16 protein-coding genes are annotated in these 18,820 nt (G+C 72.4%); 10 read left to right on the plus strand and 6 right to left on the minus strand.

From position 1 onward, the window contains the following. Positions 1-6: 6 nt before the first annotated feature. Entirely contained in the window at positions 7-999 is a 993-nt protein-coding gene (locus L3078_RS42025) for an amidohydrolase family protein (RefSeq protein ID WP_239759530.1), read from the minus strand. Between the two features lie 347 nt (positions 1,000-1,346). On the opposite strand from L3078_RS42025, the gene L3078_RS42030 reads away from it, so the two are divergent. After that, complete coding sequence (locus L3078_RS42030; RefSeq protein ID WP_239759532.1) at positions 1,347-2,198, plus strand: IclR family transcriptional regulator; 852 nt, start codon at positions 1,347-1,349, stop codon at positions 2,196-2,198. 39 nt (positions 2,199-2,237) lie between these two features. Here the strand turns inward: L3078_RS42030 and L3078_RS42035 are convergent, their stop codons facing one another. Then, positions 2,238-3,041, minus strand: a complete 804-nt coding sequence (locus L3078_RS42035; RefSeq protein ID WP_239759534.1) for a PaaX family transcriptional regulator — start codon at positions 3,039-3,041, stop codon at positions 2,238-2,240. A gap of 162 nt (positions 3,042-3,203) precedes the next feature. Here L3078_RS42035 and L3078_RS42040 point away from each other — a divergent pair, with 162 nt between their 5' ends. From L3078_RS42040 to L3078_RS42070, 7 genes are read left to right on the plus strand one after another with little or no spacing between them, the layout of a single operon-like run. Further along, complete coding sequence (locus L3078_RS42040; RefSeq protein WP_239759536.1) at positions 3,204-4,742, plus strand: FAD-dependent monooxygenase; 1,539 nt, start codon at positions 3,204-3,206, stop codon at positions 4,740-4,742. Further along, positions 4,739-6,790, plus strand: coding sequence for an acetate--CoA ligase family protein (locus L3078_RS42045; RefSeq protein ID WP_239759538.1), 2,052 nt, complete (start codon positions 4,739-4,741; stop codon positions 6,788-6,790). The genes L3078_RS42040 and L3078_RS42045 overlap by 4 nt, the downstream gene beginning before the upstream one ends. Beyond that, on the plus strand, positions 6,783-8,450 hold the full coding sequence (locus tag L3078_RS42050) for a (2,3-dihydroxybenzoyl)adenylate synthase (protein ID WP_239759544.1): 1,668 nt from the start codon (positions 6,783-6,785) through the stop codon (positions 8,448-8,450). Before L3078_RS42045 ends, L3078_RS42050 begins: the two co-directional genes overlap by 8 nt. Further along, positions 8,447-9,568 carry a cupin domain-containing protein gene (locus L3078_RS42055; RefSeq protein ID WP_239759557.1) on the plus strand — a complete coding sequence of 374 codons (1,122 nt, stop codon included), beginning with the start codon at positions 8,447-8,449 and terminating at the stop codon, positions 9,566-9,568. The genes L3078_RS42050 and L3078_RS42055 overlap by 4 nt, the downstream gene beginning before the upstream one ends. After that, on the plus strand, positions 9,565-10,398 hold the full coding sequence (locus tag L3078_RS42060) for a fumarylacetoacetate hydrolase family protein (RefSeq protein WP_239759558.1): 834 nt from the start codon (positions 9,565-9,567) through the stop codon (positions 10,396-10,398). Before L3078_RS42055 ends, L3078_RS42060 begins: the two co-directional genes overlap by 4 nt. Next, positions 10,395-11,093, plus strand: a complete 699-nt coding sequence (locus tag L3078_RS42065) for a maleylpyruvate isomerase family mycothiol-dependent enzyme (protein WP_239759559.1) — start codon at positions 10,395-10,397, stop codon at positions 11,091-11,093. Before L3078_RS42060 ends, L3078_RS42065 begins: the two co-directional genes overlap by 4 nt. A 23-nt stretch (positions 11,094-11,116) precedes the next feature. Further along, complete coding sequence (locus tag L3078_RS42070; RefSeq protein ID WP_239759560.1) at positions 11,117-11,845, plus strand: alpha/beta fold hydrolase; 729 nt, start codon at positions 11,117-11,119, stop codon at positions 11,843-11,845. A 27-nt stretch (positions 11,846-11,872) separates the two neighbouring features. Here L3078_RS42070 and L3078_RS42075 read toward each other — a convergent pair whose 3' ends face one another. From L3078_RS42075 to L3078_RS42085, 3 genes are all read right to left on the minus strand, one after another. Continuing rightward, positions 11,873-12,793, minus strand: coding sequence for a phosphatase domain-containing protein (locus L3078_RS42075; RefSeq protein ID WP_239759561.1), 921 nt, complete (start codon positions 12,791-12,793; stop codon positions 11,873-11,875). A gap of 2 nt (positions 12,794-12,795) precedes the next feature. Then, on the minus strand, positions 12,796-14,004 hold the full coding sequence (locus L3078_RS42080) for a T4 RnlA family RNA ligase (protein WP_239759562.1): 1,209 nt from the start codon (positions 14,002-14,004) through the stop codon (positions 12,796-12,798). 79 nt (positions 14,005-14,083) lie between these two features. Continuing rightward, positions 14,084-15,184 carry a serine hydrolase domain-containing protein gene (locus tag L3078_RS42085; RefSeq protein ID WP_239759563.1) on the minus strand — a complete coding sequence of 367 codons (1,101 nt, stop codon included), beginning with the start codon at positions 15,182-15,184 and terminating at the stop codon, positions 14,084-14,086. A 223-nt stretch (positions 15,185-15,407) separates the two neighbouring features. On the opposite strand from L3078_RS42085, the gene L3078_RS42090 reads away from it, so the two are divergent. Both L3078_RS42090 and L3078_RS42095 read left to right on the plus strand, forming a co-directional pair. Then, a complete protein-coding gene (locus L3078_RS42090; protein ID WP_338059578.1) occupies positions 15,408-16,142 on the plus strand; it encodes a 2-phosphosulfolactate phosphatase in 735 nt (244 codons plus the stop codon). An 85-nt stretch (positions 16,143-16,227) separates the two neighbouring features. Beyond that, on the plus strand, positions 16,228-17,016 hold the full coding sequence (locus L3078_RS42095; protein WP_239759564.1) for a carbonic anhydrase family protein: 789 nt from the start codon (positions 16,228-16,230) through the stop codon (positions 17,014-17,016). 55 nt (positions 17,017-17,071) lie between these two features. On the opposite strand, the gene L3078_RS42100 is transcribed toward L3078_RS42095, so the two are convergent. Then, positions 17,072-18,733: an ABC-F family ATP-binding cassette domain-containing protein gene (locus tag L3078_RS42100; protein WP_239759565.1), complete on the minus strand. Its 1,662-nt coding sequence runs from the start codon at positions 18,731-18,733 to the stop codon at positions 17,072-17,074. Between the last annotated feature and the right edge of the window lie 87 nt (positions 18,734-18,820).

The raw sequence follows: 18,820 nt of genomic DNA on the forward strand, positions 1-18,820 counted from the left end.
TCGTGCTCAGACACCGGCGTACGCGGGTGCCGGGGCCGGGGTGAGGCCGAGCAGCTTCTCGGCGTTGAGGTGGCCGATCTTCTGCCGGTCGGCGTCGCTGATCGGCGCGTTCCGCAGGAACGTCGTGGCCGTCTCCATGTCCTCGAACGGGTAGTCGGTGCCGAAGAGGATGTGGTCGGCGCCCATCGACAGCAGCGCCGTGAGCAGCGGCGCGGAGGAACAGACACCGCTGGTGGTGATGTAGAGGTTCTCCCGGAGGTACTCCGAGGGGCGGCCCCGCTTGAGCTCGATGCCGTGGTGGGCGTGGAAGTCCCAGCGGGAGTCCATGCGCCACATCACGAACGGCAGGCCCTCTCCCATGTGGCCGAGCAGCAGCTTGGCCTTCGGGAAGTCGTCGAAGACACCGCCGAAGATCAGGCGCAGGGCGTGGGTGGCGGTGTCGATGCCCCAGCTCCACATCGGCCCGACGAGTTCGGGGTGGCCGGACAGCACATGCGCGGTGTCGACGCCGTTCGCCGGGTGCAGATAGAGCGGTACGTCGAGGTGCTCGGCGCGCTCCCACACGACCCGCAGGGCGGGGTCGTCGAGGTACCTGCCGTGGGTGTGCGCGTTGACGAGGGCGCCGCGCAGCCCGAGATGGGTGACCGCCCGCTCCAGCTCGTCGGCCGCGGCCCTCGGGTCCTGGAGCGGCAGGGCGGCGAAGCCGGAGAAGCGGTCGGGGTGCTCGGTGATGACACCGGTCAGGAAGTCGTTGACCGCGATCGCCTGGCGTACGGCGGCGGCCGGGTCCTTCTCCGCCTGGAGCCCGGGGGAGTTGAGGGACAGCACCTGCATGTCCAGGCCCGCCGCGTCCATGCCGTCGAGGCGTTCTTCGGTGAGGTCGAGGAGCCGGCGGGAGGCCTCGGCCCACGCATGGGGCTGGGCGATGGAGGCGGTGGACGCGCCATGGCCCACCAGGTCGGGGGTCACGAAGTGCTCTTCGAGGCCGATCAGCTTCATTGCGGAGTTCTCCTCGGGGGATCGCCGGTGCGGCGAGGGGAGGTGGGTGGAGCGAGGTGGAGGCGGGGAGCGGGGGTGAGGGAGGTGCGGTGCGGGTCGGGTGTGCGTGACCGGGCACGGGGGAGCGCTGGCGTGTGCGCTGACAGAAGCGGCTCGACGGTGGCTGCGAGCGCGTCGTCGGTGCGACGGGGAGCAGCCGGGGTGGCGTGAGCGCCACCGGTTCGCAGTTCACCAGAACGTAACGCGTTCCGCAATAGTGAATGTAAGATCGGTTCGAAGACGCTGGTCGGCCTGTCGCGCCGCTACGCTGATCGCGTTCGACCGCAGGCAGGGGAGAGGGCTGTGCCGTGACCAGTACTGAGCCCAACGAGAGCAACGGGACCAACGGGGAACGGCAGGGCATCCAGTCCGTCGAGACCGCGATGCGCGTCCTGCTGGCCCTGGAGAGCGGGGGCGGGGCGCTGAGCCTGTCGGCGATCGCGCAGGCCAGCGGCATGCAGCCCAGCAAGGTGCACCGCTATCTCGTCAGCCTCGGCCGCATCGGCCTGACCTCCCAGGATGCCGCGTCCGGCCTCTACGACTTCGGGGCCGCGATGCGCCGCATGGGCGCCGAGGCCCTGCGCCGCACCAACGAGGTCGCGGTGGCCGGCGGCCACGCCATGAGGCTCCGTGACCGCACCGGCCACTCCGTGAACCTCGCGGTCTGGGGCGACCGCGGCCCCATCGTCGTCAGCTGGGCGTACGGCACCCGCCCCCTCCCCCTGACGGTGCGCGTCGGCGCGACGCTGCCCCTGGTCACCTCATCGGTCGGCCGCGTCTTCCTCGCCCATCTACCCGAGAGCCTCACCGACGAGGTGCTCCGCGACGAACTCCGCGGCAAGGAGGCAGACTGGCCCACCGAGCGCCTGGCGGCCATCCGCGAACAGGTCCGCGAAAAGGGCTACGCCGAAACCCGCGGCAGCGTCATCCCGGGCATCATCTCGATCGCGGCCCCCGTCTTCGCCGCCGGCGACCCGCTGCCCCTGGCCATCTCGGTCGTCCTCCCGGAAAGCCTGGGCACCCCGGACCACGTGGCCGAGGTGACCCGAGAACTACAGACGACGGTGACGGAGGCATCCCGAGAGCTCGGCCGCGCCCCGCAGGGGCGCGGGGAACTGCGCGACCAGCCACGACGCACCAGCAGTCGCCCGACGGCATAGCGAGGCACATCCGAAGACGCCCCCCGGTTCCTGGCGGAGCTATTGGCGGCTGCCGACCACCTCGTCGTAGTACGCCTCCGCCGCCGGCCCCAGCACATCATGGGCCTCCATGAACATCTCGTACGCCTCACGCCCCACCCACCCCGCCGGCAGCAACTCGGTCGGCAGGTCAGGATCGCGGAACGGGAACTGGCGGTAGTCGTACGTCAGCCGCATCCGCTCGACCAGGGCCTCCTCGGGGCTGAGATGCCCGGCCCGGTACGAGGCCATCCGCCCCCGGTACGTGCGCAGCAAGTCCCGGTAGTCCTCGTTGAGCCCCTCGAGGTCCCAGCCCCGCGCCGCCATCTCCCGGTCGACGGGCAGCCCGCCGGACTGGCAGCGCAGCGTGTCCAGCCGTACGGCGGGCTCGTCCGCGAACTTCTCCCGGACCTGCTGGAGCCGGTCGTGCGGGGACACGTACGTGGACGGTGCCAGCGGGCCGAACCCCAGCCACGCCAGCTCCTTGCGGATGCGATCGCGGACACCGCGCTCGGTCTCCGGGACCGAGTAGATGACCATGTACCAGTGCCGGTCCCAGTCGGCGGGAGCCCGGTCGAAGATGCGGGTACGGCCCTCGTCGAGGAGCTGGAGACTGCGCTTGTTCAGTGCGTAGACGGTCTCCCGGCCCTCGCGTCGGACATCGAACCAGCCCTCCTTGCGCAGCCTGGCGAGCACCACGCGCACGGTGCTCTCACCGACGCCGAAGCAGCCCATCAGCGTGCTCAGAGTGCGCATCCGCGCGGCGCCGCCGCGGTAGCGGACGTAGTCGCCGAACAGGTCGAAGACAATCGATCGAGGCTTCACGGAAACGACTATGTCACACGGACGGCCGTTGCCCGAGTGAGTCATTCCCCTGGAATCACTTGCCATAATTGCGCAACAAATTATTGACGCCCGTGTATCCATTGACACAGGATGCCTGCGGGCCTGAGTCTGGGCCTGTACTCGAACGTGAAGGCGGAGGCCATGGTTACTCGGATCGCTTGCGTGGGAGGCGGCCCCGGTGGGCTGTTCTTCGCGGCGCTCATCAAGCAGGCCGATCCGTCGGTCGAGGTGACGGTCTTCGAGCGGAACCGCCCGGAGGACACCTTCGGCTTCGGCGTGGTGTTCTCCGACGCGACCCTGGCGGCCATCCACGAGGCCGACCCCGTCCTGCGCACCGCGCTCGCGGACCACGGCCGGCACTGGGACGACATCGAGGTGCGGCTCAAGGGACAGCGCGTCCGGTGCGGCGGCAACGGCATGGCCGCCATCACCCGCAAGACCCTGCTCCAGCTGCTCCACCGTCGCGCGGAGGAGGTCGGCGTCGACCTCCGCTTCAGCCACGAGATCCCCGCCGACCCGGGGCAACTCGCCGACTACGACCTGATCGTGGCCGCCGACGGCGCCAACTCCCGCTTCCGCGACCGGCTCGCCGACGTCCTCGTGCCCGAGGTGGAGGTCGCGACGGCCAAGTTCATCTGGTTCGGCACGGACTACCTCTTCGACGGTCTGACCTTCGTCCACGAGCACGGCCCGCACGGCACGTTCGCCGTGCACGGCTACCCGATCAGCGACGAGGTCAGCACGTTCATCGTGGAGACCGACGAGGAGTCCTGGCGGCGCGCGGGCCTCGACGAGTTCGACACCGCGCAGCCCCCGGGCCCGAGCGACGAGAAGACCCGGCACTACCTGGAGAAGCTCTTCGCCGAGCAGATCGACGGCCACCAGCTGCTGGTCAACAACTCCCGCTGGGGCAACTTCCGCACCCGCCGCACCCACCGCTGGCACAGCGGCAACGTCGTCCTCCTCGGCGACGCCGCCCACACCGCGCACTTCTCCGTCGGCTCCGGCACCAAGATGGCCATGGAGGACGCCGTCGCCCTCGCCGACACCCTCCTCGCCCACCGCGACGACCTGCCGGCCGCCCTGGAGGCGTACGAGGCCGCCCGCCGCCCCTCGGTCGAGAAGATCCAGGGCGCCGCCCGACCCAGCCTGTCCTGGTGGGAGAACTTCGGGCGCTACCACGACGCGTTCCGGCCCACCCAGTTCGCCTTCCACTTCATCTCACGAAGCATCGGCAAGGAGCGGATCGCCCGCCGCGACCCCGAGTTCGTCGACACGGTCGTACGGGACTGGCGCGTCGCCCACGCAGGTGCCGCGCCTCTCGACACCCCGTTCATGGACTTCGACGGCCGACGACTGACCCCGGCCCAGCTCACGGAACTGCGCGCCGAGGGCTCCCGCTGCCTGTGGCTCACCGCGCCCGACACAGAGGCCGAACTCCCGTCCCGGTACGAGCGGTTGGCTGCCGCGTTGAGCGATGACGTACCCCCCGACCTGGTGGCCGTCCAGGCCGGCACCCCGCTCACCCGCTCCCTGCTCGCCGAGCAGGCCCGGCTGGTGTACGGCGTGCCCGCGCTGATCGTGGAGGACGCGATGGACGACGACCGGGCGGAGACGCTGCTGCTGTCGGGGCGGGCCGATCTGGTCGCCTCAACTTCGGAAGGGCGGGGCGAGGCATGACCACGGACCTGACTCCGCTCCTGGCGCCCGAGGGCGTCGTCGTGATCGGCGCCTCGCGGCAGGCCGGGAAGCTCGGCGCCGCCATGGCCCGCTCCCTCGCCTCCTTCCCCGGCGCCCGCGCCCTGGTCAACGCCCGCCGCCCCGACCCCGCCGAAGGCGTGCACGCCTCCGTCGCCGAGGCCGCCGCGCACACCGACGGGCGGCTCGACCTCGCCGTCCTGTGCGTGCCCGCGTCCGGCTGCGCGCAAGCCCTGGCCGAGGCGGCCGCCGCCGGCTGCCGTGCCGCGCTGGTCTGCGCCGGCGGTTTCGGCGAGGCGGGCCCGGAGGGCGAGGAGTACGCCGACGAACTGCGGCGCGTGGCCCGGGAGACCGGGGTCCGGCTGCTCGGTCCCAACACCTCCGGCTTCTTCGCGCCCCACCTGGGCCTCACCGCCAGCTTCGTACCGGCCGCCGGACAGCTCCCGGCCGGGGACATCGCCGTCGTCGCGGCCAGCGGCGGCGTCAACCACGCGCTCTCCTTCGACCTGGTCACCGCCGGGAACGGCATCAGCCTCGGTGTCGGCATCGGGGCGGGCCTCGATGTCACCGCCGCGGACGTCCTCGAGCACCTCGTGCGGGACGACCGTACGACGGCTGTGGCTCTGCATCTGGAGACGGTTCCGGACGGACCACGTCTGGTCGCGGCCGTGCGCGGGCTGGCTGTCGTGAAGCCCGTCGTGGCGCTGGTCGTCGGCCGCAGTGACATCGGTGACTTCGCCCGGTCGCACACCGGCGCGCTCGCCACGTCCTGGCGTACGACACGGGCCGCGTTGCGGCAGGCCGGGGCGGTGGTCGTGGACGACGAGCGGGAACTGGTGGACGCGCTCACCGCGCTGTCCCGCATCCGGCTGCGCCCGCTGTCGGACCCGGGGCTCGGCATCGTGACCGCCCAGGCCGGCCCGGGGCTGCTCCTGGCGGACCGGGCGGGCACCGACGGCATCCGCGTATCGGAGCTGACCACGAGCACGCAGCGCGCGCTGAGCGACCTGCTGCCCCCGCTCACCTACCAGCGCAACCCGGTCGACACCGGCCGCCCCGCCGAGACGTTCGCCCGCGTCCTCGACACCACGGCCGCCGACCCGGCGGTGGACCTCCTCGCCGTCTACGCCCTGACCGAGCCCGACAGCGTCGACCTCGCCTCCGCCGCCCAGGACGCCGGCCTCGGCGCCGACTCCCCGGCCGTGGTGGTCGTCGGCGGCCTCCCCGAGGACGTGGCCGAACAACGGGCCCGCCTGCACAAGTCGGGCGTCCCGGCTCTCCCCGGACCGGCGGCCGCCGCCAACGCGGTACGGGCACTGGTTACGGACGCGCGACAGCGGGCCTCGTCGGACACGGACGCGCTGCCCTCGGAGGCGATCGCTGCCGTACCCGTCGGCCCTCTCGACGAGGACGCCGCCAAGACCTTCCTCGCCGGACTCGGCATCCGCACCCCCGACCGCGTCGCCTGCGACAACCGCGACCAGGCTCACCACGCCCTTCGCCGACTGGGCGGCCCCGTCGCCGTCAAGGTGCTCGACGCCGCGATCCTGCACAAGACGGAGATCGGCGGGGTCCACCTGGGCGTACGTACCGCCGAGGAGCTCGACGCGGCGCTGGACGCCATCGGCCCCGGCCGCCGCTACCTCGTCGAGGCCATGGCCCCGGCCGGTGTCGACCTCGTGCTCGGCGTGCGTCGGGACCCGGTGTTCGGGCCGGTCGTGTTGGCGGGGCTGGGCGGTACGGCCGCCGAGGCGCTCGCCGACGTGGCGATCCGGCTCGCCCCGCTGTCCGCGACCGAGGCCGCCACCATGCCCGACGAACTGGCCGCCCGCGCCCTGCTCGACGGCTGGCGGGGCGGGCCGGTGCTGGACCGCGCCGAGTCCGGACGGGTCGTCGCCGCGCTCGCCGCAGCCCTGGCCGCGAGCCCGGAGACCGCCGAGATCGAGATCAACCCGCTGCGGCTCACCGCCGACGGGCTGATCGCCCTGGACGCCGTGATCGTGCCCACCGAGGAGAATGACCATGCCTAGGCCTAGCAGCGACGGAGCTGTGCCCTGGCCGACGGAGTACGCCGAGCGCTACACCGCGAAGGGCTACTGGGAGGGCGTCGCCCTCGGCGACCGGCTGCACGCCGCCGCCGACGCGACCCCCGACGCGATCGCCGTCGTCGACGGCGACCGCAGGGTGACGTACCGGCAACTCGCCGAGCGGGCGGACGCCGCGGCGTCGCGCCTGGCCGCGCTGGGCCTCCGCCCGGACGACCGGATCGTGGTGCAGCTGCCCAACACGGTCGAGTTCGTGATCCTCACGTACGCGTGCCTGCGCCTCGGCGCCATCCCCGTCATGGCGCTGCCCGGCCACCGCAGACACGAGATCGGCCATCTCGTCGAGCACAGCGAGGCCGTGGCCATCGCCGTCCCGGACGTCCTCAAGGACCACGACCATCAGTCGATGGCGTTCGAGGTGGCTGACGCATCGTCAACTCTCGCTCACATCCTGGTACTTGGCGACAAGGTGGGCGACAGCGCCGTGGATCTGCGGGAGCTGTGCGCCGAGCCCGCCGCACCGGGCGCCCGGGAAGCGGTCGACGCGTACCGGCCCGACAGCCGCTCCATCGCTGTCTTCCTGCTCTCCGGCGGCACCACCGGACTGCCCAAGCTCATCGCCCGCACCCACGACGACTACCTCTACAACGCCCGCCGCAGCGCCGAGGTCTGCGAACTCGGCCCCGACACGGTCTACTTCGCCGCCCTGCCTCTCGGGCACAACTTCCCCCTCGCCTGCCCCGGCCTGCTCGGCACGCTGCTGCACGGCGGCCGGGTCGTCCTCGGTTCGCCCAACCCGGACAAGGCGTTCCCGATCGTCGAGCGTGAGGGCGTCACCGTGAGCGCCCTGGTGCCGGCCATCGCCCAGCGCTGGCTGGACCACCACCGCGAACACCCCGGCCACGACCTGAGTTCGCTGCGCCTCCTCCAGGTCGGGGGCTCCCGCCTCGCCGACCACGTCGCCCGCCGCGTCCGCCCCGAACTGGGGTGCACGCTCCAACAGGTGTTCGGCATGGCCGAGGGCCTCCTCAACTACACGCGCTTCGACGACTCCGAGGACGTCATCTGTACGACGCAGGGGCGCCCCATGTGCGACGACGACGAGCTCCTCGTCGTGGACGAGCTGGGCGACCCGGTCCCGGAGGGGAGCCCCGGTGTGCTGCTGACCCGGGGCCCGTACACCCCGCGCGGCTACTACCGGGCCGAGGAGCAGAACGCCCGCGCGTTCACCGAGGACGGCTGGTACCGCACCGGTGACATCGTGCGGCTGCGGCCCGACGGCAACCTCGTCGTCGAGGGCCGCGACAAGGACATGATCATCCGGGGTGGGGAGAACATCTCCGCCGAGGAGATCGAGAACTTCGCGTACCAGACACCGGGTGTCGCCCGCGCCGCCGCCGTGGCCATGCCCGACGACCGGCTCGGCGAGCGGGTCTGCCTCTACGTCGTCCCGGAACCCGGGCACACGGTCACCCTCGACGACGTCCACCACGTCATGGAGCGCGCGGGCACCGCCCGCTTCAAGTTCCCGGACCGGCTGGTGACCGTCCCCGAACTCGTCGCCACCAAGGTCGGAAAGATCGACAAGAAGGCCCTGCGCGCCGACATCGCGCGCCGCCTCGACGCCGAAGGAACCCCCCGATGACCACTGACCCGGTGACCAGCGTCTCCGTCATCGCCCCCGACGAGACCGACCCCGACCTGCGCAAGCTGTACGACGGCTTCGCGGCCGCCGGGCTCATCCCGCTGTGGACCGAGATCGGCGACCTGATGCCGCTGACCCCGCGGCCCGAGGCCGTGCCGCACGTCTGGCACTGGGACACCCTGCTGCCGCTCGCCCGCCGGTCCGGCGACCTGGTGCCCGTCGGGCGTGGCGGCGAACGCCGGGCGATCGCGCTCGCCAACCCGGGCCTGCCCGGACGGCCGTACGCGACGCCCAACCTGTGGGCGGCGATCCAGTACCTGGGCCCGCGCGAGGTCGCCCCCGCACACCGGCACTCGCAGGGCGCCTTCCGGTTCATCCTGGAGGGCGAGGGCGTGTGGACGGTCGTCAACGGCGACGCGGTCGAGATGCGCCCCGGCGACCTCCTCCTCACCCCGTCCATGCACTGGCACGGCCACCACCACGTCGGCGACGAGCCCATGGTCTGGCTCGACGGCCTCGACATCCCGCTCGTCCACCGACTCGACGCCGGGTTCTTCGAGTTCGGCGAGGACGGCGTGTCCGACCGGTCCACCCCCTTCCGCTCGCGCAACGAGCGGCTCTGGGGCCACCCCGGACTGCGGCCGATAGCCGCCCCCGAAACCCCCAACTCCCCGCTGATGGCCTACCGTTGGGCCGACACCGACGACGCCCTCACCGCCCAGCTGGAGCTGGAGGACGAAGGACACCCCGGTGTCATCGAGCCCGGCCACGCGGGCATCCGCTTCACCAACCCCGCCACCGGCCGCGACGCCCTCGCCAGCCTGCGCACCGAGATGCACCGGCTGCGGCCCGGCACCACCACCGCCACCCGCCGCACCGTCGGCTCCTCGGTCTGGCAGGTCTTCCGCGGCAGCGGCACGGTCACCCTCGACGACCGGGTGATCGAGGTGGCCGCCGGCGACCTGATCGCCGTCCCCTCCTGGTGCGCCCTGACCATCGCCGCCGACACCCGGCTCGACCTGTTCACCTTCAACGACGCGCCCCTCTACGAGGCGCTGAACCTCGCCCGCACGGAAACGACCGCCCGCACCGAGACGACCGGGAGCACGACCGCATGAAGCTCGCCACCATCCGCACCGCCGACGGCACGGCGGCCGTCCGCCTCGACGGCGACCGGGCCGTGGAGGTCGGCGCACCCGACGTCGCCGGCCTGCTGCGCCGCCCCGACTGGCGTACGGACGCGGCCGCCGCCGACGGCCCCACGCACGATGTGGCCGCCCTCGACCTCGCCCCGGTCGTCACGACCTCCGCGAAGATCTTCTGCGTGGGTCACAACTACCGCACCCACATAGCGGAGATGGGCCGCGAGATGCCCTCGCACCCCGCCCTCTTCGCCAAGTTCGCCAACTGCCTGCTCGGCGCCCGCGACGACATCGCCCACCCCGGCGAGACCGAGGAACTGGACTGGGAGGCCGAACTCGGCTTCGTCATCGGCTCCCGACTGCCCCGCCGGGCCACCAAGGAGGAGGCGGCCGCCGCGATCGCCGGCTACACCGTCGTCAACGACATCTCCATGCGGGACTGGCAGTGGCGCACCCCGCAGTGGCTCCAGGGCAAGGCGTGGGAAGCCAGCACCCCGGCCGGTCCCTGGCTGGTCACCGGCGACGAGATCGACGACGCGGCCGACCTGGAGATCCGCTTGGAGGTCGACGGCGAGGTCATGCAGCGCTCCCGCACCTCCGACCTGCTCTTCACCCCGGCGGACATCGCCGCGTACATCAGCACGTTCACGACCCTGGAGCCGGGCGACCTCATCCTCACCGGCACCCCGGGCGGCGTGGGCGCGGCCCGAGATCCGAAGGTGTTCCTGAAGCCGGGCCAGGTCGTCCGTACGGTCGTCGAGGGCATCGGGGAGTGCGTGAACACGGTCGTCGAGGACAAGGCGTGAAGGTCCTCGAATGGATCGCGGACGGTCAGGTCCGGCTCCAGCGGGCGATCGACGCACTGCCGCCGCACGCCGTCACCGAACCGTCCGCTCTCCCCGGCTGGACCCGCGGCCACCTCCTCACCCACCTCGCCCGCAACGCCGACGCCCTGGTCAACCTGCTGACCTGGGCCCGTACGGGAATTCCCACCCCCATGTACGCCTCGCCGGACCAGCGCGCCACGGACATCGAGGCCGGCGCCGGCCGCCCGCTCACCGAACAGCGGGCGGACGTACGGGAATCCGCCGAGCGCTTCCGGAAAGCCGCCGAGGCCCTGTCGGACGACGACTGGTCGACCACCGTCACCAGCGGGACGGGCCGGCAGATCCCGGCCTCCGAGGTGCCGTGGCTGCGGGCCCGCGAGGTCTGGATCCACCTGGTCGATCTGCGGGTCGGCGTCGGCATGGACGTCCTGCCGCCCGACCTCGCCTGGGCCCTCGTCGGCGATGTGGCCGGGTGGATGACGGCCCGCGTCGAGCCCGGAACCGGCGTCGAGTTGAGCGCGGACGGACACGGCACCGTCGCGCTGGGCGCCGGCCCTGTCGGTGCCACGGTCGTCGGACCGCCGTACGCCCTGGCCGCCTGGCTCACCGGCCGCGGCACCGCCGCGGACCTGCGGGTCACGGGCGAACTCCCCCACCTACCCAACTGGTTGTGACCACTCGATCAAAGGAGATCGATATGAGCGAGACCTTCGTCCTGGTGACCGGCGCCTGCCACGGCGGCTGGGCCTGGCGCCCCGTCGCGAACGAACTGCGGGCCGCCGGGCACCAGGTGCACACCCCCACACTGGCCGGACTCGGTGAGAACGACGACCCGACCGATGTGACCCTGACCGACTGCGTGAACAGCCTCGTGGAGTACGTCGAGCAGGCCGGTCTGGAGGACGTCACGCTGGTCGGCCACAGCTGGGGCGGGTTCGTGCTGGTGGGCGCGGCGCCCCGGCTCGCCTCCCGTCTGCGGCGGCTGGTCTTCTGGAGCGCGTTCGTGCCGAACGACGGCGAGTCGCTGATCGACGCGTGCCCGCCGCACTACGGCGAGATGTTCCGCGCCGTGGCCGCCGCCTCCGGCAACAACGGGGTGACGTTCCCGTTCGAGGTGTTCCAGCAGGCGTTCATGCAGGACGCCGACGACGAGACCCAGCGGATCGTCCACTCCCTGCTCGTGCCGCAGCCGCTCGGCACGTTCACGGAGAAGCCCGACACCAGCGCCTTCCAGGCCCTCGACATTCCCACCGCCTACGTCCTGTCCGCCGAGGACCTCTCCCTCCCCGGCGAGTGGCACTGGGCCGAGCGCTTCCCCCAGCGACTGAAGAACCCCCTGATGATCGAGACCCCCGGCAGCCACGAGGCCCTCTTCACCCGCCCCGTCGAACTGGCCGACGCGTTCGTCCGGGCCTGCGCGATCTAGGTCTTCCCGGGAGTCCCGCCCCGGCGGCTAGAAGGCCCCGTAGTTCACCTGCCAGGTCGGCAGCCCCATCCGCCGCCACACGGCGACGACCCGGTCCCGGTCGTCGAGGGAGACCCGTACGGCGAAGCGGTGCCGCACATGCCGGTCGAACAGCTCCGCCTTCACCACGTCGTCGCGACGCTGGTCGCCGGCCGCCCGCATCCACAGCTCGTCGTACGGCACGTCGTGCGCACGCAGCCACGCCTCCGTTCGGCTCCGGTGCTCCTCACCGCGCCCCGAGAGCAGGACGATCACATCGCCGTCGGCGCTGCGGAAGGAGCGCAGCGCGCCACGCACCGACACGTTGAGCAGATCCTCCTCGCAGCGGGTGAAGTCGTACGCGCCCCGGTCGCCGCGTAGGGCGAGCGTGCCGTCGATGTCGCACATGACCGCCGACGGCAGCGCCGGGTCGGCGGTGTACGGCTCGACGGCGGGCTCGTCGTTCAGCCACTCCGCCGTGAGCCGCCAGCCACCCCTGCGGGACTTGGCGTGCTTGTCGGCGAGGATCCGGATGATCTCCTCGCCGACCGGCCGCTCCCGCGCCGCGTCCCGCCGCAGGCACTCCTCCACCGGTACGTCGGTGAAGTCGTGCACGACGAACGTGGCCAGCCCCGCCACGGCCGCCTTCAGCCGCTTCGGGATGTGCGGGGTCATGTGCGTGTTGTCCACGACGACGTCGAACCCGCCGTCGACGGCCGCCCGTACCGCCGCGTCCTGGATCGCCAGCACGGTCTGCTCGTGCGCGTACGACCGGCGCTCCGCACCCTCGGGCAGCGGGATGTCGAGCATCTGCCGCAGATCGTCGAGGTTGACGCGGCGCATCCGGCCCCCGGACTCCGCCTGCAGCCCGCGCGCGGCCGTCGTCTTCCCCGAGGCGGGCAGCCCCGTCATGACGTGTACCACGGGCACGATCAGTTCTCCTCGTCGTTCTTGAAGGGGTCGGACGCCTCCGGCCGGGTGGAACGGTACGTCACGAGCACGGTCGAACGCCCGTCCAGGCGCTGGAACATGGCGGGGCGCACGGCCGCGTCGGGCAGTTCGCGCACCGCGCGGGCGAACGCGCCCCGGTCGTCCGCGAGATGCGCGAGCGAACGGAACGCCTCGTCGATCGCCCGCTCGCGGTCCTCGACCTGTTTGTCGATGCCCGCGACGACCCCGCGCACCCAGGCGTCGAACTCGTCGGGCACCTGCTCCAGGAGCGCGTCCAGGGGCCGGCCGCCGGACGCAACGACGTCCTCGGCCGAGCAGTTCAGCGCCTGCGCCACCTGCTTGGCGGGCAGTCCCGCGAACCGCTGGATGCCGTGACCGCGCCAGATGTCCCGCTCGGTCACACCGGTGAGCACCTTGTGGAGCCGCACGTACTCGGCGAACTTGGCCTTGGCCCGCACCCCCGAGGCGAAGCGCAGCACGAAGCCCTCCGCGTCGGTGCCGGTGGCCGCGTGGCCGCCGGGCAGCCGGTTGCCCTCCGTCATCGCCAGCAGCTCGGCGAGCGGCACGGCCGGCCGCACGGTGACGACGGAGCCGATGCCCCGCCATCCCGCGGCGGCCTCCGCCAGGGCGACCTCCGTGCCGTCCTTGGCGAACGCGGCCAGCAGCACCACGTCGCGGCGGTCGCCGTAGTCGACGACGATCCGGTTCTCCGGGTACAGGATCTCGGCCAGGTAGGTCACCCCGGGCACGAGACCGGACGTGTCCTTCGCGTCGAGCAGCCGCTGCGCCCAGGTGGCCTGGACGCTCACGAACGACCCCTTGGACGCGACCCGCCACCGGCCCGCGTAGTGGAACACCACCGCCAGGCTGCCGTCGACCTTGTCGTACACCTCGAACGGCTCGTCGGGGAGGCTCGGGGCGTAGGGCTGACCGGACTCGTGCTCACCGACGTTGAAGAACTTCGGCAGCGGCAGCGCGACGATCTCCCCGGTGGCGTCGTCGGCCACGAGGCCCCGGCAGCGCGTGGTCACACGGTTCCACACCCGCTCGTACTGACACGTCCTCGTGTACGTGTAGATGGACAGCGGCAGTGTCGGGTGCGACTTGCGCGCGACGTGCCCCGCTTCGAGCGCCGCCGCGAGCTCCTCCGGCGGCAGCAGCTCATGAAGAGTCAGGTGTGCCTGGCTCATGTGTTCCTCCCCTTGATGGCCCCTGATTGTCACGTGAGGAGGGGCCCCGGGCCTACTCAATTAACGGCAGCACCGCAGCTCACCGGCTGGGCGGCACCGCCCGCGACACCCGCGCCAGGAGCGTCTCGACCTCCGCGCCCCAGCGGGAGCTGATCACCAGATCGCGCGCCGGGTCGACCCACAGCAGGTGGTTGCCTCCGTTGCCCCGGGCGCAGCGCCCCGTGGCGGGGGCCGAGGGCCAGACCGTGCGGTCGTCGTTCAGCCACCACGACAGGCCGTAGTTCGGTTTGACCCGGCAGGGTGTCCACAACTCCTCGATCCACCGCCGTGAGAGGACCCGCCGCTCACCCCACACCCCGCCCCGCAGACAGAGGTGACCGACGCGGGCCAGGTCGAGGGCGCTGATCCACAGGCCGCCGCCCCAGTGCGCGCCACCGGACACCACGGGCACCCGTACGCCGTCGATGTCGGCCTCGGAGGTGTCGTAACCGTGCCACGACCAACCCTCGGACGCGCCGATCGGTGTCATGATCCGGGCGCGCAGGAGGTCCGGCAGGGAGCGGCCCGTCAGGACCGTGAGCGCGAGCGCCGTGAGGTTCACCCGGACGTCGTTGTAGGCCCAGCCCTCGCCGGGGGGCCCGCCCGCCGACTCCGTGCCCTCACGTGTGCTCTGGGCGTCGACGCGCGTGGGCTTGCCCCACAGCTCGCCCTCCCACTGGCTGGTCTGGTCGAGCAGATGCCGCCAGGTGATCGCGCGACCGTGGGAGCCGGCGAACTGGGGCAGGGCGACCGAGTCGGCGACCGGCTCGTCCAGTCGCAACAGGCCGTCGTCGAAGGAGACTCCCGCCACCAGCGACAGCACACTCTTCGTCGCGCTGTACGCCATCTCCGTCCGCGTCGGGTCTCCCCACGAGGCGATGACCTCGCCCCGCCGCACCACGACACCACTGGCCCCACCGCCGTCGAGGAGCGGCCCCACCACCTCGCGATGGGACACGTCCGCCACCTGGGCCGCGAGATAGGACGCCATGTCGTCCACCCCGGCCACCGCGCGCCCGGCCTGCTCACGCACGGCCCGCGCCAGCTCCTCCCGGTCCACCCCCTGCCAGGGATCCCCGATCCGGCGGCCCCCACCCTCCAGCGCGCCCCCGACCGACTCGGAATTCTCCGACGCTCGCACGTCTCCTCCTCCTGCTCCTGCTCCTGTGAAGTCCGCCGATGACGCCGAACCATGTGACGGTGTGGGACGAGACGGTCTGCGCGCGTCCCCGGCCACCACCCTCACCCAGCAACCGGCCGTCGGCAACGCCGCGTTGCGCGCGCTGTGGACCTCCCCGGGGACCGGCTGTGGTGTCCGTCACTCCCAGGTCGCTTCGGGGCCGGCGTACGGGAGCATGATCAGGATGAACTCTCGTTTCGTCGGCATCCCCGAGTTGCTCGAAGTCCCGTCCGTGGCGGTCGTCATCGACGTCATGCGTGCGTTCACCGTGGCCGCCTGGGCCTTCGCCCAGGGCGCGGAGAAGATCGTTCTCGCGGAGTCGCTGGACGACGCCCTCGCGCTCAAGGCAGGTCACCCGGACTGGGTGGCGCTCAAGGACGGTCCGCCCGCGCCCGGATTCGACGCCGTCAACTCGCCGGGGATGTTGCGGTCCATGGATCTCGGCGGACGGACCGTCGTCCAGAAGACCACGGCGGGGACGGTCGGCGCGCTCGCCGTGAAGGACGCCTCGCTGGTGCTGTGCGCCTCCTTCGTGGTGGCGGAGGCGACGGCGCGGGTCCTGCGGGCGCGCGAGAGCGACAACGTCACGTTCGTGGTCACCGGCGAGGACGGACGGGCCGACGAGGACCTGGCCTGCGCCCAGTACATCGCCCGGAGAGCCGCTGAGGCCGGGGCCGAAGCCGAAGCCGAAGCCGAAGCCGGGGCCGGGACGGACGCCGCCGAGTTCCTTCGTCGTGCCGCGGACTCGCGGGCGGCGACCGAACTGGCGGAGGGGGTCCGCCAGGGGGTCCACCCCGACGACGTCGCGCTCTGTCTGGAGCTCGACCGGTTCGGCTTCGCCATGGTCGCGGCCCTGGAGGGCCCGCTCATGGTCCTGCGTCGCGTCAATGTCGTGCCGGGCGCTCATCAGTCCGGGTGAGCCTGCGCGTTTCGGTGCGGCGGCAGGGGGAGGGATGCGGTGCGTTCCGGACCACAACTCCCGCCCCAGCCGAAGGTGTTCGCCCATGACCGAGATCGCGCCTGCCTCGTCCACCGTCAGCGGTTCGGAAGGGAAGCACGGGAAGCACGGGAAGCACGGGAAGCAGAGCCCGGTCGACATCCGGCCGCAGGACATCGACCTCTCCGCGCTGCCGCCCTTGCGGTTCGCCCACCCCACGGTGCTCGACCTGGAACTGCACTTCGACGACCCCCGGATCCACCGGACCGGGGCCGGGCCCGTCCAGGGGAGCCGGCCCGAGTGCGTTCGGGACGACGAGGGGACCGTGAAGGCCACGCCGCCACCCGGCGAGGAGTGCGCGCTGCGGGTGGGGGCCGACCGCTACGAACTGGTCGACGTGCACTGGCACACGCCCTCCGAGCACACCGTCGGAGGCGTGGCGTTCCCGATGGAACAGCACATGAAGTACCGGCGGGTGACCGATCCCGCCGACGCGGCCGGGCGGGAGGAGGACAGCGGCTTCGCGGTCGTCGGCGTCTTCGTGCACCCCGGTCAGGCCAACGACTTCCTCGACCGCCTGCTCACCTCGGCCCGCCGCTCCGCGGCACCCTGGGAGGTCCCCGGCGTCGCACTCGACGCCCTCCTGCCGACCTGCACCGAGTCGTATCGCTACCTCGGCTCCACCACCGTCTGCCCCTACACCCCCGGAGTGCGCTGGATCCTGCTGACCCACCCCGTCCAGGCCTCCGCCACCGCGCTGGCGCACTACCGGAAGGTCTTCCCCCAGGGCAACGCCCGTGCCGTACAGCCGCTCGGTGACCGGCGCGTCGCCGGCGACCGGCACCGGTGGTGGTGACCGGCACCGGTGGTGGTGACGGCGCGGCAGGCCGTGCCCGCCGCGCCGTCCGTGGTCAGGAACGCACGGGGTGCGCGGCGTCGGCCCGCTCGTGCCCGGAGAGCGCAAGACGGGGCCAGTCCTGGATGTCACGCCGCAACTGCCGGTCGTGCGTGGCGACGACGACAGCCGCGTCCGTGGTGTGCAGGGCCTCGGTGAGGTCGTCGACGAGGGCGATGGACAGGTGGTTGGTCGGCTCGTCCAGCAGGAGGACGTGCGGCCGGGTGGCCAGCGCCAGGGCGAGGTCGAGACGCCGCTGCTGTCCGGTCGACAGCTCGGCCACCGGCTTCTCGGCCTCACGGGAGGTCAGCAGACGCAGCGCGCCGAGCCCCACGACCTCGCCCTCCGGGAGGACCCCGGTGGTCACCAGTTGCGCGAGGTGCGCCTCGTACAGGTCGCGGGCCCGTCGCCGGGTCGCGCGCGGCGACTCCTGCCCCAGGAGACGCAGCCGTACCGTGCGGGCCCGGTGCACCCGGCCCGTGGTCGGGGCGACCTGCCCGGCCAGGACCGACAGGAGCGTGGACTTGCCCGCCCCGTTGGCCCCGGTGACGGCCAGCCGGTCGCCGGACGCCACCTCCAGGGTCGTCGACCGGCGCAGTCTGCCGTCGACGCTCACCTCGTGGGCGCGCAGCAGCAGGACACCGGTACGGGCGGGCAGTTCGGGCATGTGGAAACGCCTCGGCGGTACCGGCGCGGTGACCTGGTGGCGTTCCAGGTCCTCCTGGCGCCGGTGTACCGAGCGGGTCAGCGCGCCGGCCCGGGTGGCGCGTTGGTGCTTGCCGGTGCCCTTGTCCGGGCGCCAACCGGTGACCAGCCGGTTCTGCGCCTCCGACAACGCCTGCCCGAGGCGCACCCGTTCGGCCTGCTGCTGCTCGTACTCCGCCTCCCACCGGGCGAGTTCGGCCTCGCGGCCCTCCCGATAGCCGGCGTATCCGCCGCCGTGGACCCGTGGACGGCCGTCCCGCGTGGGGTCGAGGTCCAGGATCGTGGTGGCCACGTCGGACAGCAGGGCCCGGTCGTGGCTGACCACGACCACACCCCCGGTGTGGGCGCGCAACCTGGCGGTCAGGTACTCCAGCCCCGCCAGATCGAGGTGGTTGGTCGGCTCGTCCAACAGCAGGAAGTCGTACTCGGCACCCAGCAGACACGCCAGCCGGATCCGGTGGCGCTGCCCCACGGAGAGCGTGGCGAGCGGGCGGGTACGGTCGTCGACCGCGCCGAGCCCGGCGAGGGCGACGTCGACCCGGCGGTCGGCGTCCCAGGCGTCCAGCGCCTGCGCCGCCTCCAGCGCTTCGGTGTACGTGTCCTCGGCGCCGGGCCGCCCCTCGGCCAGCGCCGCCGTGGTCGCGTCCAGTCGCCGCAGCGCGGCACGGGCGTCGGCGAGGTGCTCGTCGACGACATCGCCGACCGTACGCCCGTCCTCGGCCGGCATCTCCTGCTCGGCGAGCGCGAGGGTGCCGGCCCGGTGGACCTCCCCCTCGTCGGGGACCAGGGCACCGGCCAGCACGTGCAACAGGGTCGACTTGCCGCGCCCGTTCTCGCCGACCACGCCCCAGCGCGCCCCCGGGGCCACCTTCATCTCCACGCCGTGCAGCACGGGGCGCCCGCCACGGGTGACGCCGACGCCGGTACAGGTCAATTGGGCCCGGTCGCGGGCGGGCAGGGTAAGGACAGTCACGTTCTCTTCCTCCGGAAGGAGGCGCACGTCACCCCTGGGACCACGGGGATCACCGGGATCAAGAGGACCACTGGGGGAGCGCACCGA

The sequence above is a fragment of the Streptomyces deccanensis genome (genome assembly GCF_022385335.1).
Lineage (GTDB): Bacteria > Actinomycetota > Actinomycetes > Streptomycetales > Streptomycetaceae > Streptomyces > Streptomyces deccanensis.